Consider the following 15,557-nt stretch of genomic DNA (forward strand, 5'->3'; position numbering starts at 1 on the left):
GGTGCCGGGTGCGACCCGGCTGGCTACAGCTGCCCTCCTGGACAGTTGAGTCGATCACCCGACCATCGTACCCAGGCCGGCGGGCCGCTGCCGGCCAACCGGCACCGGCGCTGACCAGCGGCCGAGCGCCGGTGGGGACGGCAGCGGCACCGGTGGGGACGGCAGCGGCACCGGTGGGGACGGCAGCGGCACCGGTGGGGACGCAACCGGCCACGGGCCCGGCGGCGGCGCCGTCCAGCATCCGATTCATGCGGACCGGATGCCGGCTCCACTCACTCCGCCGGGCCCGCCCTACCGCCGCGCTCGGCCAGCTCGTCGGCGTCCAGCAGGTCCCGACGGAGGCGTCCGGTGCGGTACACGGCCCGGGCGATCATCTGGGCGGCGAGCGGCGCGGTGCCGAGCTGGAACCCCCCGATCAGCACCAGCGTGGCCAGCTCCGCGCCGTTGCGCAGGCTCGCCGCCAGCGCCACCAGGATCAGCAGTACGCCGAGCACCTGCGGCTTGGTGACCGCGTGCATCCTGCTGAGTACGTCCGGGAGCCTGATCAGCCCGATCCCGGCGACCAGGCTCAGCAGCCCCCCGGCTATCAGGCAGACCACCGCCACCCCGTCCAGTACGGCCGCCCCGGTCACGCCTCCTCCCCGGCGGCGAAGCGCACCAGGGCCACCGAACCGACGAAGCCCAGCGCGCTGAGGACGATCAGGATCGGCAGCGTGGTGGCGTGCCGGTTGACGGCCGCCTCCGCACCGAGCGCACCGATCATGACCGAGATCAGCATCTCGCCGGCGACCACCCGGTCCAGCAGGTCCGGGCCGCGGACGATCCTGATCAGGGCCAGCCCCACGGCGGCCGCCAGCAGGACGGCGACGATGACGACGGCAACTGTCACGGCGTACCCCCCGTTTCGGTGTTTGTGGTGTGCGACGAGACCAGGCGCAGTTCCGCCGCGGAGCCGACACTGCGGACGATGCGTGCCTCCAGCGCCAGGACGCGGTCCCGGTTCCGGGCCAGGTCCTCGGCGCCGCGCACGTCCAGGACGTGCAGGTAGAGCGTTCCGGTCTCCCGATCCGCCTCCACGATGAGCGAACCCGGCACCAGCGACAGCACCTCGGCGGTCAGTGCCAGGTTGAGGTCGCTACGCACGCGCAGCTGGACGGCGACGATCGCGTTCCGGGGCGGGCGCCCGGGGCGGAGCGCGACCCAGCCGACCTGCACACTGGCGACGATCAGTTCGACGACGAACCGCCCGGCCAGCTCGGCCAGCGCCAGCGGCCGGAGCCGGCCACCGAAGGTCACCCGGGGCAGTGGGAGGAAGACCAGGATCACCACCGCGACCAGCGCGCCGCCGACGAGGTTGCCCCAGGTGAACTCCCCCCAGAGCAGGCTCCAGAACCCGGCCAGCCAGCCGACGGTGATCAGGTGGTCCCGGAAGCGCCGCCGGTCCGGAAGCCGGCGCCGCAACGCGGTCCAGCCCGCCACGAGTCGGCCGGAGAGCCGGCCGGGCCGGGCCGGAGCGGTCGGCCGGGCATCGCCGGTCACGGTGGGCCGTCCGGGAAGACGGCCCGCACGTACGGCGTACGTTCGATCAGGTTCGTGGCGGCGTCGGCGCTCACCTCGAAGAGCGGGCCGGCCAGCACCGTCAGCCCGACCCCGAGCAGCACGAGGACGGTCGTGGTGCCGACCATCAGCCGGGGCAGCCGGCCCGACTCGGCAGGGCTCGCCAGCCGGGGCGGGCGCCAGAACGCCAGGCTCCAGACCTTCGTCGTCGCGTAGAGGGTGAGCAGGCTGGTCAGGGCACCGGTGACCACCAGCAGCCAGGGCAGCACGCCGCCGGCCGAGACCCCGGCCTGGAACAGGCCCAGCTTGCCGAGGAAGCCGGAGAAGGGCGGGATGCCGGCGAGGTTGAGGGCGGGCATCAGGAAGAGCACGCCGAGCAGCGGGGCGACCCGGGCCAGTCCACCGATCCGGTCCAGGTTGGTGCTTCCAGCGCGCCGCTCGACCAGGCCGGCGGCCAGGAACAGGGTGGTCTGCACGGTGATGTGGTGCACCACGTAGAAGATCGCCGCGGCCAGCCCCGGTCCCGAGGTCAGCGCGACCCCGAAAAGCAGGTAACCGATGTGGCTGACCAGCGTGAACGACAGCAGTCGCTTGATGTCGGTCTGGGCGACGGCGCCCAGGATGCCGACGAGCATCGTCAGCAGGGCCAGCACCAGCAGCAGTTCGCTGGCGCGTCCGTCGGGAAAGAGCAGCGTCTCGGTACGGATGATGGCGTAGATGCCGATCTTGGTCAGCAGGCCGGCGAAGACCGCGGTGACCGGGGCCGGGGCGGTCGGGTAGCTGTCCGGGAGCCAGGCCGCCAGCGGGAAGACCGCCGCCTTGATGGCGAAGGCGAGCAGCAGCGCGCCGTGCAGCGCCAGGCGCAGGTCGGGCGGGAGTGCGTCGAGCCGGCCCACCATCTGGGCGAGATTCAGCGTCCCGGTCGCCGCGTAGACCAGGCCGATCGCGGTGAGAAAGACCAGCGACGAGGCCAGGCTCACCACGACGTAGGTGGTACCGGCCCGGATACGCTCCTCGGTGCCACCGAGGGTGAGCAGCACGTAGCTGGCCGCGAGTACGACCTCGAAGCCGACGAAGAGGGTGAAGAGGTCCCCGGAGAGGAAGGCGTTGGTGACTCCGGCGGTCATCACCAGGTAGGTGGGGTGGTAGATGACCACCGGCGTCCGCTCACCGGACTCCCCGCCGTCCTCTCCCAGCGAATAGAGGAGCACGCCGAGCGTCACCACCGCCGAAACGATCAGCATCAGTGCCGCCAGCTGGTCGGCCACCAGGACGATGCCGAGCGGAGCCGACCAACCGCCGATGCTCACCACCGCCGGGGCGTCCAGGTGTGCGTTCCACAGCAGCATCCCGGCGACGACGAGCGTGATCACCAGAGCCGCGACGCTGACCACCTGCTGCGCCATCCGCCAGCGGCCGAGCATCAGGGTCAGGGCCGCGCCGAGCAGCGGCACGATCACCGGCAGCGGTACCAGGCGGCTCATGTCCCGTCCGTCCCGGTGCCGAGCCGCCGGGGGGCCGGCTCCGGGTCGACCTGTTCGGGGTCGAGGTCGGCGGTCCTGCCCGATGAGGGCTGCGGGTCCTCGCCGGTGTTGTCGTCCGGGCCCGCGAGTTCGTGCCGCTCGGCGCGCTGGACTATTCGGCGGTCCTCCGGGTCGTCGCGTACCTTGTCGTGCCCGCTCAACTGCCAGTTCCGGTACGCCATCGCCAGCAGGAACGCCGTCAGCCCGAGAGTGATCACGATGGCGGTCAGCACCATCGCCTGGGCCAGCGGATCGCTCATCCTGGGCCCGGGGGTGACGCCGAGGATCGGCGCCCCGCCGGACCGGCCGCCGAGCAGGACGAGCAGGTTGGCGCCGTTGGTGAGCAGAATGGTGCCGAGCAGCACCCGGCTGAGGCTGCGCTCCAGCAGCAGGACGACTCCGCAGCCGAAGAGCACTCCGACGACGATCGCGAGCGTCAGGTCCGGCCTCATCGCCCCTCCGCACCGGCTGAGTCGGGATCCGTCCCGCCCGGCGTGGCCGGCGACCCCGTACCCGCCATCCCGGCCGACCGCACCGGGTCGGTGCGCAGCCCCGTGCCCGGCTCGTCCTCCACCTCGATCTGCCGGTCCAGCTCGGCACCGAGGCTGCGCAGGATGTCCAGCGCCAGACCGACCACGACCAGGTAGACCCCGATGTCGAAGAAGATCGACGTGACCAAATGGACGTTGCCGACCAGCGGCAACCTCGGCTCCAGGACCGCGCTGCCCAGCACGTCGCCACCCACCGCCATGGACGCCAGGCCGGTGCCGACCGCGACGAAGAGACCGATGCCGAGCATCACCCCGGCGTCGACCGGGGCCGCCTGGTCGAGCTCGTGCCGGCCACCGGCGAGGTAGCGGACCGCGAGTGCCAGCCCGGCCACCAGACCGCCGACGAAGCCGCCACCGGGAGCGTTGTGGCCGGAGAAGAGCAGGAAGATGGAGAAGAGCACGACGGTGTGGAAGAGCAGCCGGACGACCACCTCGAAGACGATCGACCGACGCCGGGTCCGCAGCGTGGCGCCGGCCCGCAGCCAGACCCCCTCCGGGCCGGGCGGCGGCAGGTCGTCGCGGCGGGGAAGGTCCGGGCCGCGCCGGCTCTGGAAGATCAGACTGGCCACGCCGGTCGCCGCCACCACCAGCACCGCGATCTCACCCATGGTGTCCCAGGCTCGGATGTCGACCAGGGTCACGTTGACGACGTTGCGGCCGTACCCGAAGGAGAGCGCCGGGCCGGGATAGTCGGCCGAGATCCGCGGCGCCCGCCGCACCCCGGCCGCGGCGACGGCCATTCCGGCGACCACGACCCCGACCGACACCCCGAGGAGCAGCCGGAGCCAACGGCTGCGCCGCACCGGTCGGTCCGAGAACCGGGCTGGTAGCCGCCGTAACACCAGGACGAAGATCACGATGGTGACGGTCTCCGCCAGGAACTGCGCCAGGGCCACGTCGGGCGCACCGTAGAGCACGAAGACCATGGCGGTGCTGTATCCGGTGACGCCGGTCAGGATCACGGCGGTGAGCCGGCGCCGAGCCCGGACGGTGAGCAGCGCGGCAACCACGAGCACGGTCCCGACGGCGGCCTGCAGCGGATGTTCCCAGGCGACCGTCTGCTCCGGCCACGGGACGCGCACCAACGCGCCGCCGAGCACGACGACCAACGCGATCAGGATGATGCCGAGGTACTGCGGCAGCGAGCCACGCTGCGTGGCGCCGGTGAGCTTGACGGCGACGAGGTCCAGGCCCCTGCTCAGCGTCTGGTACACCCTGTCCCCGTCGAACGGCGCGCGCAGCCGTGCCTGCATCGCGCCGACCGGGCGGCGCAGCCCGAAGACCAGCAGCCCGGCGACGACGACCACCGCCCAGAGCCCCAGGCCGAGCCCGGACGCCGGCAGGAACGCGAGCTCGTGCTCGGGCGCTCCGAAGAGCCGGGGATAGCCGATGAGGGCCTCCTGCACCGTCCCGGCCGCCAGGCCCAGGGCCAGCCCCACGACGGCGAGCAGGCCGGCCGGGGCGGAGAGCGCGACCTCGACCCGGCGGACCGGGGTCGGCTCCTTCCCGCGCCGGTCCCCGAAGGCGCCCCAGACGAACCGGGCGGTGTAGGCGACGGTCAGCACGCCACCGAGCATCACGGCGGCCAGCAGCGGCGGCTCCGCGGCGAACGCCGCCAGGACCACCTCCTTGGCCGCGAAGCCGAACAGCGGCGGCATCCCCGCCATCGACGCCGCGGCGAGCATGGTCATCGCGAAGACCAGCGGCATCCGCCGCCACAGCCCGGAGAGCACGGTGAGGTCCCTGGTGCCCGCCCGGCGGTCGATGATCCCGACCACCAGGAAGAGGGCCGCTTTGAAGAGGGCGTGCGCGAGCAGCGTCGCGATACCCGCGAGCGCGGCGTCCGGCGTACCGGCCCCGACGAGTACGACCAGGAGGCCGAGCTGGCTGACTGTGCCGTACGCCAGCAGCAGCTTCAGGTCCACCTGGCGCAGCGCGGCCCAGCCGCCGGCCAGCACGGTGACGATCCCGGCGACGTAGACCACCGGGCGCCACGGGCCGGTGTGCACGTAGGCCGGGGCGAGCAGGGCGATCAGGTAGACGCCGGCCTTCACCATCGCGGCGGCGTGCAGGTACGCGCTGACCGGGGTCGGCGCGGCCATCGCCGCAGGCAGCCAGAAGCTGGTCGGGAAGATCGCCGATTTGCTGAGCGCACCGACCAGGATCAGCACCACCGCGACCGCGAGGTAGCCGCCGGAGGGCGGCGGGCGGGCCGCGATCTCCGACCACCGGTACGTCCCGGCGTGCTGGCCGAGCATGACGAAGCCGATCAGCATGGTCAGGCCACCGAGGGTGGTCACCAGCAGGGCCTGTGCCGCCGATCGGCGGCTGGCCGGCTGCTCCGGGTGCTGCGCGATCAGCAGGAAGGAGAAGACGCTGGTCAGCTCCCAGAAGACGTAGAGCAGCAGAAGATCGTCGGCGACCACCACCCCGAACATGGCACCGGCGAAGCCGACGAAGGACGCGGCGAAGCGACCGAGGCCGGACTCGTCGGCGTCGAAGTAGCGCACGCAGTAGAGGAGCGTCAGGGCGCCGATCCCGCCGATCAGCAGCACCAGCAGCCAGGAAAGGGTGGTGAGCCGCAGTGCCAGGTCGAGATCCAGTTGCGGCACCCAGCGGTACGTCTCGACAACCGCACCGCCGTCGCCGACCGCGCCGGTCTGTCCGAGCGCCCAGCCGAAGGCGCCGGCCGGGACGAGCGCCAGCGGCAGGAAGGCCGAGCGTCCCCACCGGTGCACCAACGCGGGTGCCAGCGCCGCAGCCGCCAGATGCAGCGCCAGCAGCATCAGCATGCGTACTCCAGTAGGTGTCGGCGAGCCCGGTCCGAGCAGACGGCTGCACTCAGACAGACCACACCGACATTTGCCGCTAGATGCGCGGAATCATCCGAAACCACCCGAGTGGGTTTCGGATCAGTGGCCGTTCGGGCGGTCCTGCGCGGGCCCGGCGGCGACCGGCCGGGTCAGCCCGTACGCCACGACGGGAGCAGCCTCAACCGACCCTGCACGCCGAGTCGACGGCGGCGTCCGCCCCACCGTCGCGCGCCCCGGCACTCCCGGCGGCGGCGTCGCACGCGGTGGGACTCCCGGCGGCCGCGCTCCGGGCGGCGGAAGCGTTGCCGCGGTGGGTGCGACCGGTGGGCGCGGGCTCGGAACCATCCGATGTGGACAGGACCGCCAGGTCGGGGCGGTCGAGCTGCCGAGCGACCTTGTTGATCACTTGCTGCGCGGCGGCCAGGGACCGTCGGGGCAGTATCCGCCCGTGGGCCCCGCGCCGCAGCACCAGGGCGTGCACCGCCGCCCGGACCCGGGCCCGGTCCGCCGCACTGGCGGTGGCGGTCGCGGCGACCAGTCGACGCAGCGAGTCGGCGAGCCGTTCGGCGAGGTCGAGCTCGGCGCCCCGCATGCCGGCTCGGGCCACGGTCAGGTAGGTCTCGACCCGGCGGGTCAGCACGTCCGTACCGGCCGGGGCGTCGCGCGGAACGCTGGTCATCCGGGCCCCCTTGGTGCCGAGCGTGGGTTTCCGAGAAGTTACTGTAGGTTGCACATTATTCGCAAGCAGTTAAGTGAGACTTAGCCCGCATCTCAGGCAGAAACAACGATCAACCGGGCATGCGGACAGCCGTTCCGGCGAACCTGTCGGACCGACCGGGCACGATGGGTCGGTGAACGATGTGCTGGCGATGTTCGGTGCGGCGACCCGGGAGTGGTTCGGCGCCGCGTTCGCCGCACCCACCGACGCCCAGACCGGGGCCTGGCAGGCGGTCGGCGCCGGCCGCAACGCCCTCGTTGTCGCCCCGACCGGCTCCGGCAAGACCCTGGCGGCGTTCCTCTGGTCGCTGGACCGGCTGGCCCGGGAGCCGGCACCTACCGACCCCCGGCAGCGCTGCCGGGTGCTCTACGTCAGCCCGCTCAAGGCACTCGCCGTCGACGTGGAGCGCAACCTGCGTGCTCCGCTCACCGGCATCCGGCAGGCCGCGGCCCGGCTGGAGCTCCCGCCACCGGAGATCACCGTCGGAATGCGGACCGGCGACACCCCGGCCGACGAGCGCCGGGCGTTCGCGCGTACGCCGCCGGACATCCTGATCACCACGCCGGAGTCGCTGTTCCTGCTCCTCACCTCCGCCGCCCGGGATTCGCTGCGCGGCGTGCAGACGGTGATCGTCGACGAGGTGCACGCGGTGGCCGGCACCAAGCGCGGCGCGCACCTGGCGCTCTCGCTGGAGCGGCTGGACGCCCTGCTGCCCGCCCCGGCGCAGCGGATCGGGCTCTCCGCCACCGTCCGCCCGACCGACGCCACCGCGCGCTTCCTCGGCGGCGCCCGGCCGGTCGCCGTGGTGCAACCCGAGACCGCGAAGACCATCGAGGTCAGCGTGCAGGTGCCGGTCGAGGACATGACCCGGCTGGACGAGCAGGAAGCCCCGGACGACGAGTTCGGCACCCCGCGCCGGGCATCGATCTGGCCGGCGGTCGAGGAGCGGGTCTACCGGCTGGTCCGGTCGCACCGCTCGACCATCGTCTTCGCCAACTCCCGGCGCGGTGCGGAGCGGCTCTGCGCCCGGCTCAACGAGCTCGCGGCCGACGAGGCCGCACTCGCGCCCGACCGGAGCGCGCCCGACCGGAGCGCGCCCGAACCGCCCGACCGGCCCGCCGTGACGGCGCCGCCACGGCTGCCGGCCGAGATCATGGCGCAGTCCGGTGCGGCGGGCGGGGCACCGCCGGTGATCGCCCGGGCGCACCACGGCAGCGTCTCCCGGGAGGAGCGCCGGCACATCGAGGAGGCGCTCAAGTCGGGCCGGTTGCCGGCGGTGGTCGCCACCTCCAGCCTGGAGCTCGGCATCGACATGGGCGCCGTCGACCTGGTGGTGCAGATCGAGGCGCCGCCGAGCGTCGCCGCCGGCCTGCAGCGGATCGGCCGGGCCGGGCATCAGGTCGGCGCGGTCTCCCGGGGCGTGGTCTTTCCCAAGCACCGGGGCGACCTGCTCTCCTGCGCCGTGGTGGCGGAACGGATGACCGAGGGCGCCATCGAGGAGCTGCACTATCCGCGCAACCCGCTCGACGTGCTCGCCCAGCAGATCGTCGCGATGGTCGCCCTCGACGGGTGGCGGGTCGCCGACCTCGCCGCCCTGATCCGGCGCGCCGCACCCTTCGCCGAGCTGCCCGACTCGGCCCTGCACGCCGTGCTCGACATGCTCTCCGGGCGCTATCCCTCGACCGCCTTCTCCGAACTGCGCCCCCGGCTCGTCTGGGACCGGGCCGCCGACCTGCTCACCGGCCGGCCGGGCGCGCAGCGGTTGGCGGTGACCAGCGGCGGCACGATCCCCGACCGGGGACTCTTCGGAGTCTTCCTGGCCGGCGCCGAACGAGCTGCCCGGGTGGGCGAGCTGGACGAGGAGATGGTCTACGAGTCGCGGGTCGGCGACGTCTTCCTGCTCGGCTCCTCGTCCTGGCGGATCGAGGACATCACCCCGGACCGGGTGCTCGTCTCGCCCGCACCCGGCCAGGCGGCGCGGATGCCGTTCTGGAAGGGCGACCAGCTCGGCCGCCCGGTCGAGCTGGGCCGGGCGCTCGGCAACCGGCTGCGTGGACTGGTCCGGGCCGACGACGAGACCGCCCGCGCCGCACTGCGCGCCGGAGGTTTGGACGACTGGGCCGCCGGCAACCTGGTGGCATACCTGCGCGAGCAGCAGGCCGCCACCCGGTCGGTGCCGGACGACCGGACGGTGCTGGTGGAGCGCTTCCGCGACGAGCTGGGCGACTGGCGGCTCGCCGTGCACTGCGTGCTCGGCGCCCGGGTCAACGGCCCCTGGGCGCTGGCCGTCGCGCGCCGGCTCGCCGAACGCTACGGCGTGGACGCCCAGGTGGTCCCCTCCGACGACGGCATCGTGGTCCGGCTCCCCGACACCGCCGACGAACCGCCCGGCGCCGAGCTGGTGGCCTTCGACCCCGACGAGATCGCCGCCCTCGTCGAGGAGTTGGTCGGCACGTCGGCCCTCTTCGCCGCCAGGTTCCGGGAGTGCGCCGCCCGCGCCCTGCTGCTGCCCCGCCGCGACCCGCGCCGGCGCCAACCGCTCTGGCAACAGCGCCAGCGGGCCGCCCAACTCCTCGATGTCGCCCGGGAGTACGCCGACTTTCCGGTCACCCTGGAGGCCGCCCGGGAGTGTCTCCAGGATGTCTTCGACCTGCCCGGCCTGGTGACCCTGATGCGGGAGGTGGCCGCCCGCAGGGTCCGGCTGGTCGAGGTGGAAACGCCCCGGCCGTCGCCGTTCGCCCGCTCGCTGCTCTTCGGCTACGTCGGCGCGTTCCTCTACGAGGGCGACGCGCCGCTGGCCGAGCGGCGGGCCGCCGCGCTGGCGCTCGACTCGGCCCTCCTCGGCGAGTTGCTCGGCCGGGTCGACCTCCGCGAGCTGCTCGACCCGGCGGTGGTGGCGGAAACCGAGCGGCAGTTGCGCTGGCTGACCGAGCAGCGCCGCCCGCGCGACGCCGAGGACGTCGTCGAGCTGCTCCGGGTGCTCGGTGACCTCTCCGACGCCGAGCTGGCCGAGCGCGGGGTCGTGCCGGAGTGGCTGACCGGGCTGGCGTCGGCCCGGCGGATCCTCCGGGTCCGGGTCGCCGGCCAGGAGCGCTGGATCGGCGTGGAGGACGCCGGCCGGTACGCCGACGCGCTCGGCGTGGCGCTGCCGGTCGGGGTGGCCGAGGCGTACCTCGCACCCGTCGCCGACCCGCTCGGCGACCTCGTCGCCCGCTACGCCCGCACCTCCGGCCCGTTCGCCGCCACCACCTGCGCGGCCCGGTTCGGGCTCGGGGTCTTCGTGGTGGAGCAGACCCTGCGCCGGCTCGGCGCCGACGGACGGGTGGTCTCCGGCGAGTTCTCGCCGACCGGTGCCGGGCCGGAGTGGTGCGACGCGGAGGTGCTGCGGCTGCTGCGCCGGCGCTCCCTGGCGGCGCTGCGCCGGGAGATCGAGCCGGTGCCGGCGCGGGCGCTCGCCACCTTCCTGCCCGGCTGGCAGCAGGTCGGCGGCGCGGCCCGGGGCGTCGAGGCCGTCGCCGCCGTGGTGGAGCAGTTGCAGGGGGCCGCCGTGCCGGCGTCCGCGCTGGAGAGCCTGGTGCTGCCGGCCCGGATCGCCGACTACTCCCCCGGTCACCTGGACGAGCTCTGTGCCGGTGGCGAGGTGGTGTGGGCGGGTTCCGGCGCGATCGGCCGGGGCGACGGCTGGGTCACCCTGGCGTACGCCGACACCGCCGCCCTGCTGCTGCCACCGCCGGACGAGGCGCTGGCGCTGACCCCGCTGCACCAGGCGATCCTGGCCGCGCTCGACGACGGTCAGGCGCTCTTCTTCCGGTCGCTCGCCGAGCGGCTCTCCTCGCCCGGCCGGTCGGCCTCCTCCACAGCCGGGTCGGCGGCTGCCACCGTGGCGGGTCCGGTCGACGACGCCACCGCGGGCCCGGTCGACGACGCCACCGCGGGCCCGGTGGAGGAGGCCGCGCTGACGGCCGCGCTGTGGGAGCTGGTCTGGGCGGGCTGGCTGACCAACGACACGCTCGCGCCGCTGCGCGCCGTACTCGGCGGCGGGGGTGCGCATCGGCCGCGTGCCAGCACACCCCGGACCCGCTACCGGCGACCGGGCCGCCCGACGCTGCCGGCCCGGGGCGGGGCACCGACGGTCGCCGGGCGCTGGTCGCGGCTTCCCGCCCGCGACACCGACCCGACGCGCCGGGCCGCCGCCCTCGCCGACGTGCTGCTGGAGCGGCACGGTGTGGTCACCCGGGGGGCGGTGGTCGCCGAGGGGGTCTCCGGCGGCTTCGCGGCGGTCTATCCGGTCCTCTCGGCGCTGGAGGAGCGCGGCGCGGCCCGCCGCGGCTACTTCGTGGAAGGGCTGGGCGCGGCGCAGTTCGCGGTGCCCGGTGCGGTGGACCGGCTGCGGGCGCTCGCCGAGCCGGAGGAGTTGCGCCGCCGGTCCGGCGGCGCCCGGGTGCTCGCCGCCACCGATCCGGCGAACCCGTACGGCGCGGCGCTGCCCTGGCCGGCCCGGGTGGTCGACTCCGGGGACGGTGCCGCCGAACCCGGTGCCGGCGCGGCGGCGACCGGGCACCGGGCCGGGCGCAAGGCCGGCGCGCTGGTGGTGCTGGTCGGCGGCGAGCTGGTGCTCTACGTCGAGCGCGGCGGCCGGACCCTTCTCTCGTTCTCCGACGACGGCGAGGCGCTGGACGCCGCCGCCCGGGCTCTCGCCTCGGCGGTCAGTTCCGGCGCGCTCGGCGCGCTCGCGGTGGAACGCGCCGACGGCGCCTCGGTGCATGCCTCACCGCTGCGAAACGCGCTCACCGCCGCCGGCTTCCGGACCACCCCGCGCGGGCTACGCCTACGCGGCTGACGTGTAAGGAAGGGCCCCCGCTTATCGTTTTCTGTTGTAGAAGGGCCCCTTCCCAACGGCTCAGAGCCGGGGTGCCACCTCGGCGGCGATCAGATCGAGATGGTCCAGGTCGTCGATGTCGAGCACCTGGAGGAAGATCCGGCCGGCGCCGTGCGCGGCGTACGCCTGGATCTGCTCGACGACCTGCTGCGGCGTACCGGCGACGCCGTATCCGGTGCGCATCTCCTCCGGATCGCGGCCGATCGCCTCCGCGCGGCGGCGCACCTCGGCGTCGGTACGCCCGCAGAGCACGGCCAGCGCGGCGGAGAGCACCAGCGGGCCGCGCCCCGACGTCTCCCGCCCGGTCCGCTCGCAGGCCTCGGCCACCGCCGCATAGCTGCGGGCCACCTCGTCGGCGCTGCTGAACGGCACGTTGAACTCGTCGGCGAACCGGGCGGCCAGCTTCGGGGTACGCCGTAGTCCCTTGCCACCGACGATCACCGGCACACCCGGCGACTGCACCGGCTTCGGCAGCGCGGGTGAGCCGGCGAGCTGGTAGTAGGTGCCCGGGTAGTCGAAGGTGTCACCGACCGGGGTGCCCCAGAGCCCGGTGATCACCTCGAGCTGCTCGGTGAGCCGGGCGAACCGCTCGGCGGCCGGCGGGAACGGAATCCCGTACGCCTGGTGTTCGGCCTCGAACCAGCCGGTGCCAAGTCCGAGTTCGACCCGGCCGCCGCTCATCGCGTCCACCTGGGCGACCCCGATCGCCAGCGGACCGGGGAGCCGGAAGGTTCCCGACGTGACCAGGGTGCCGAGCCGGACCCGGGAGGTCTGCACCGCCAGGGCGGCCAGGGTCAACCAGGCGTCCGTCGGGCCGGGCAAGCCGGTGCCGCCCATCGTGAGGTAGTGGTCGGAGCGGAAGAACCCGTCGAACCCGCACTCCTCGGTGTGCCGGGCGATCCGGAGCAGATCCTGGTAGCTCGCACCCTGCTGAGGTTCGGTGAAGATACACAAGCGCATACCCGCAGGTTAATCTCCGGCTGTGCCCGGTTACGCATGGCTCAGCCTCACCACCGACTACGGCCTCTCCGACGGCTTCGTGGCGGCCTGCCACGGTGCGGTCGGCCGGATCGCGCCGGAGGTCCGGATGATCGACGTCAGCCATCTGGTCCCGCCCGGGGACGTCGCCCGGGGCGCCACGGTGCTGTCCCAGACCGTCGGCTATCTGCCGCCGGCCGTACACGTGGCAGTGGTCGATCCGGGAGTGGGCACGGCGCGGCGCGGTGTCGCGCTGGCCACGCCCGGTGGCCTGCTGGTCGGTCCGGACAACGGACTGCTTCCCCGGGCCGCGGCGGTGCTCGGCGGGATCACCGGGGCGGTGGAGCTGACCAGTACGACGTGGTTCCCCAACCCGTCCCGCACCTTCCACGGCCGGGACGTCTTCGCCCCGGCCGGCGCCCGGTTCGCGCTCGGGGCGCCGCTGACCGACGCCGGGCCGGCGGTCGACCCGGCCACCCTGGTCACGCTGGCCGAGCCGGTCGTCGCCGAGGGGGCCGGCTGGCTGGAAGCGGAGGTACTGGCCGTCGACCACTTCGGCAACGTCCAGCTCGCCGCGCCCGGTTCCGCACTGCGGCGGCTGCCCACGGCGCTCCGGATCGCGTCGACGGTTCCGGAGAGTGGGGCGCAGGCGACCGGGGAGGCCGGGGAACGGGCGGCGCGGGACACCGGGGTACGGGCGGTGCGGGGAGCAGGGGTACGGGCGGCGCGGGACACCGGGGTACGGGCGGTGCGGGGAGCAGGGGTACGGGCGGTGCGGGGCGGCACCTTCGGGGATGCGCCGCCCGGCGGCCTCGTCGTCTACCCGGACTCGGCGGACCACGTGGCGGTCGCGGTCAACGGTGGCCGCGCCGACGAACTGCTCGGCGTCGCACCGGGCGACGTGCTGCGGTTGGAGTGATGGGAGCACGGCGTGCTCCTGCTGGAGTCCGGGAAGCACGACGTGCTCCTGCTGGAGTCCGGGAAGCACGACGTGCTCCTGCTGGAGTCCGGGAAGCACGACGTGCTCCTGCTGGAGTCCGGGAAGCACGACGTGCTCCTGCTGGAGCATGCTGGGCGGCATGGTGCGTTTGGGCGTGATGCCCGGCATCGCGGGAGCCGGCGTCGGCCGGCGGGATGACGCAGGATGGCAAAACTGTCTACTGTGCCCGTGGTGGGCGGCTGTGAAATGCTTACGGGTGTGGGGAAACACTCGATCGACGTCGCCGCCTGTCCGTGCTGTGCGCACCGGACCGGTGGCGGCACCTGCCCGGTCTGTTTCTGGACCGAAGACGGTTCCACCGACCAGAATGCCGGCACCGCCCGGGGCGGCCCCAACGGTGACCTGAGCCTGTCAGACGCCCGGCTCAACTACGCCATCTACGGCGCGAGCCACCCGCGTTACCAGGACGCCGTCCGCCAGGCCCGTCCCGAGGAGTTGCCCTGACTCCGGGTGGGCGGCGGTAGGGCGGCCCAGCGCCACCACGCCGCCACCCACCTGCCCCTCATCGCCAGACCGGCCCGCACGTCTCGTCGCCGCAGCCGTACGGCTGGAGGAGGATGGACGGGTGCCCGAAGGCGACACCGTGTGGAACACCGCTCGTGCGCTGCACCGCGCCCTGGCCGGTGACCGGTTGACCGCCACCGAGTTCCGGGTACCACAGCTCGCCACCGCCGACCTGGCCGGTGCGACCGTGGCCGAATCCGCCGCCCGGGGCAAACACCTGCTGCTCCGGCTGCGTACTGCAGACGGCGAGGCAGCCGTCACCCTGCACTCCCACCTCCGGATGGACGGGGCCTGGCGGACGTACGCCCCGGGGGAGCGCTGGGCGGCCCGACCGGCGCACACCATCCGGGTGGTGCTGCGTACCGCCGGTGCGGTGGCGGTCGGCTACCACCTGCACGATCTCGCGCTGCTCCCGACCGCCGAGGAACCGTCGCTGGTCGGCCACCTCGGGCCGGACCTCCTCGGTGCGGACTGGGACCCGGCCGAGGCGGTCCGCCGGCTCGCCGCCCGGCCGGCCCGGGAGATCGCCGAGGCCCTGCTCGACCAGACCAATCTTGCCGGCATCGGCAACCTCTACAAATCCGAGCTGCTGTTCCTGCGCGGTGTCTCGCCGTGGACGCCGGTCCGGGACGTACCCGATCTGCCCGGCATGGTGGCGCTGGCACACCGCCTGCTGATGGCGAACCGGGGGCGGTGGACGCAGAGCACAACCGGGTCGCTGCACCGGGGACGGACCAGCTACGTCTACGGCCGGCGGGCCGAGCCGTGCCGCCGGTGCGGCGCGACGATCCGCAAGCGGGACCAGGGCGAACGGGTCACCTACTGGTGTCCGGTCTGCCAGCCCGAACCCGGCCACCGGGTCCCCACCAGCCCTGGCCGCCGCACACCCTGACACCCCGCCGGCGGAGCCGGGCGGCCCCACTCTCGGTCACTGCCCTCGGCGGTGGCGCGGCGTGCCAATCCGAACTCGGAACGCTCCCCCCGAGCTGGCCACCGTATCCAACACTGGCCGTAGGCGGTTGACTGCTTACGGA

General features: G+C 73.9%; 12 protein-coding genes and 1 pseudogene. 5 read left to right on the forward strand and 8 right to left on the reverse strand.

The genetic code is table 11. The features are described 5' to 3' along the window. Positions 1 to 272 precede the first annotated feature (272 nt). The 7 genes and pseudogenes from mnhG to ACN28C_RS29345 all read right to left on the reverse strand — a co-directional run. Positions 273 to 632, reverse strand: a complete 360-nt coding sequence (gene mnhG / locus ACN28C_RS29315; protein WP_422770736.1) for a monovalent cation/H(+) antiporter subunit G — start codon at positions 630 to 632, stop codon at positions 273 to 275. Then, positions 629 to 889: a monovalent cation/H+ antiporter complex subunit F gene (locus ACN28C_RS29320; protein ID WP_422770737.1), complete on the reverse strand. Its 261-nt coding sequence runs from the start codon at positions 887 to 889 to the stop codon at positions 629 to 631. The genes mnhG and ACN28C_RS29320 overlap by 4 nt, the downstream gene beginning before the upstream one ends. Further along, positions 886 to 1,539 carry a Na+/H+ antiporter subunit E gene (locus ACN28C_RS29325; RefSeq protein ID WP_422770738.1) on the reverse strand — a complete coding sequence of 218 codons (654 nt, stop codon included), beginning with the start codon at positions 1,537 to 1,539 and terminating at the stop codon, positions 886 to 888. Before ACN28C_RS29325 ends, ACN28C_RS29320 begins: the two co-directional genes overlap by 4 nt. Beyond that, the gene (locus ACN28C_RS29330; protein ID WP_422770739.1) at positions 1,536 to 3,041 is read right to left on the reverse strand and encodes a Na+/H+ antiporter subunit D; all 1,506 of its coding nucleotides are present in this window, start codon (positions 3,039 to 3,041) and stop codon (positions 1,536 to 1,538) included. The genes ACN28C_RS29325 and ACN28C_RS29330 overlap by 4 nt, the downstream gene beginning before the upstream one ends. Then, positions 3,038 to 3,532: a Na(+)/H(+) antiporter subunit C gene (locus tag ACN28C_RS29335; protein WP_422770740.1), complete on the reverse strand. Its 495-nt coding sequence runs from the start codon at positions 3,530 to 3,532 to the stop codon at positions 3,038 to 3,040. Before ACN28C_RS29335 ends, ACN28C_RS29330 begins: the two co-directional genes overlap by 4 nt. After that, positions 3,529 to 6,423, reverse strand: coding sequence for a Na+/H+ antiporter subunit A (locus tag ACN28C_RS29340; RefSeq protein ID WP_422770741.1), 2,895 nt, complete (start codon positions 6,421 to 6,423; stop codon positions 3,529 to 3,531). Before ACN28C_RS29340 ends, ACN28C_RS29335 begins: the two co-directional genes overlap by 4 nt. A 379-nt stretch (positions 6,424 to 6,802) precedes the next feature. After that, positions 6,803 to 7,123: pseudogene (locus ACN28C_RS29345) on the reverse strand (hypothetical protein); the annotation flags it as partial. Positions 7,124 to 7,313: 190 nt separating this feature from the next. Here ACN28C_RS29345 and ACN28C_RS29350 point away from each other — a divergent pair. Beyond that, a complete protein-coding gene (locus ACN28C_RS29350; protein ID WP_422774850.1) occupies positions 7,314 to 12,002 on the forward strand; it encodes an ATP-dependent helicase in 4,689 nt (1,562 codons plus the stop codon). A gap of 60 nt (positions 12,003 to 12,062) precedes the next feature. On the opposite strand, the gene ACN28C_RS29355 is transcribed toward ACN28C_RS29350, so the two are convergent. Further along, a complete protein-coding gene (locus ACN28C_RS29355; RefSeq protein WP_422770742.1) occupies positions 12,063 to 13,001 on the reverse strand; it encodes an LLM class F420-dependent oxidoreductase in 939 nt (312 codons plus the stop codon). Between the two features lie 22 nt (positions 13,002 to 13,023). On the opposite strand from ACN28C_RS29355, the gene ACN28C_RS29360 reads away from it, so the two are divergent. The 4 genes from ACN28C_RS29360 (at position 13,024) to ACN28C_RS29375 (ending at position 15,415) form a co-directional block, all read left to right on the forward strand. Beyond that, entirely contained in the window at positions 13,024 to 13,938 is a 915-nt protein-coding gene (locus ACN28C_RS29360; RefSeq protein ID WP_422770743.1) for an SAM hydrolase/SAM-dependent halogenase family protein, read from the forward strand. A 12-nt stretch (positions 13,939 to 13,950) separates the two neighbouring features. Next, a complete protein-coding gene (locus ACN28C_RS29365; RefSeq protein WP_422770744.1) occupies positions 13,951 to 14,157 on the forward strand; it encodes a hypothetical protein in 207 nt (68 codons plus the stop codon). A gap of 60 nt (positions 14,158 to 14,217) precedes the next feature. Continuing rightward, positions 14,218 to 14,463 (forward strand): CPCC family cysteine-rich protein, encoded by a 246-nt coding sequence (locus ACN28C_RS29370; protein ID WP_422770745.1) that lies wholly within the window; start codon positions 14,218 to 14,220, stop codon positions 14,461 to 14,463. A 121-nt stretch (positions 14,464 to 14,584) separates the two neighbouring features. Continuing rightward, complete coding sequence (locus ACN28C_RS29375; protein ID WP_422770746.1) at positions 14,585 to 15,415, forward strand: DNA-formamidopyrimidine glycosylase family protein; 831 nt, start codon at positions 14,585 to 14,587, stop codon at positions 15,413 to 15,415. Positions 15,416 to 15,557: the final 142 nt, after the last annotated feature.

It is taken from the genome of Plantactinospora sp. WMMC1484 (genome assembly GCF_049315195.1).
Lineage (GTDB): Bacteria > Actinomycetota > Actinomycetes > Mycobacteriales > Micromonosporaceae > Plantactinospora.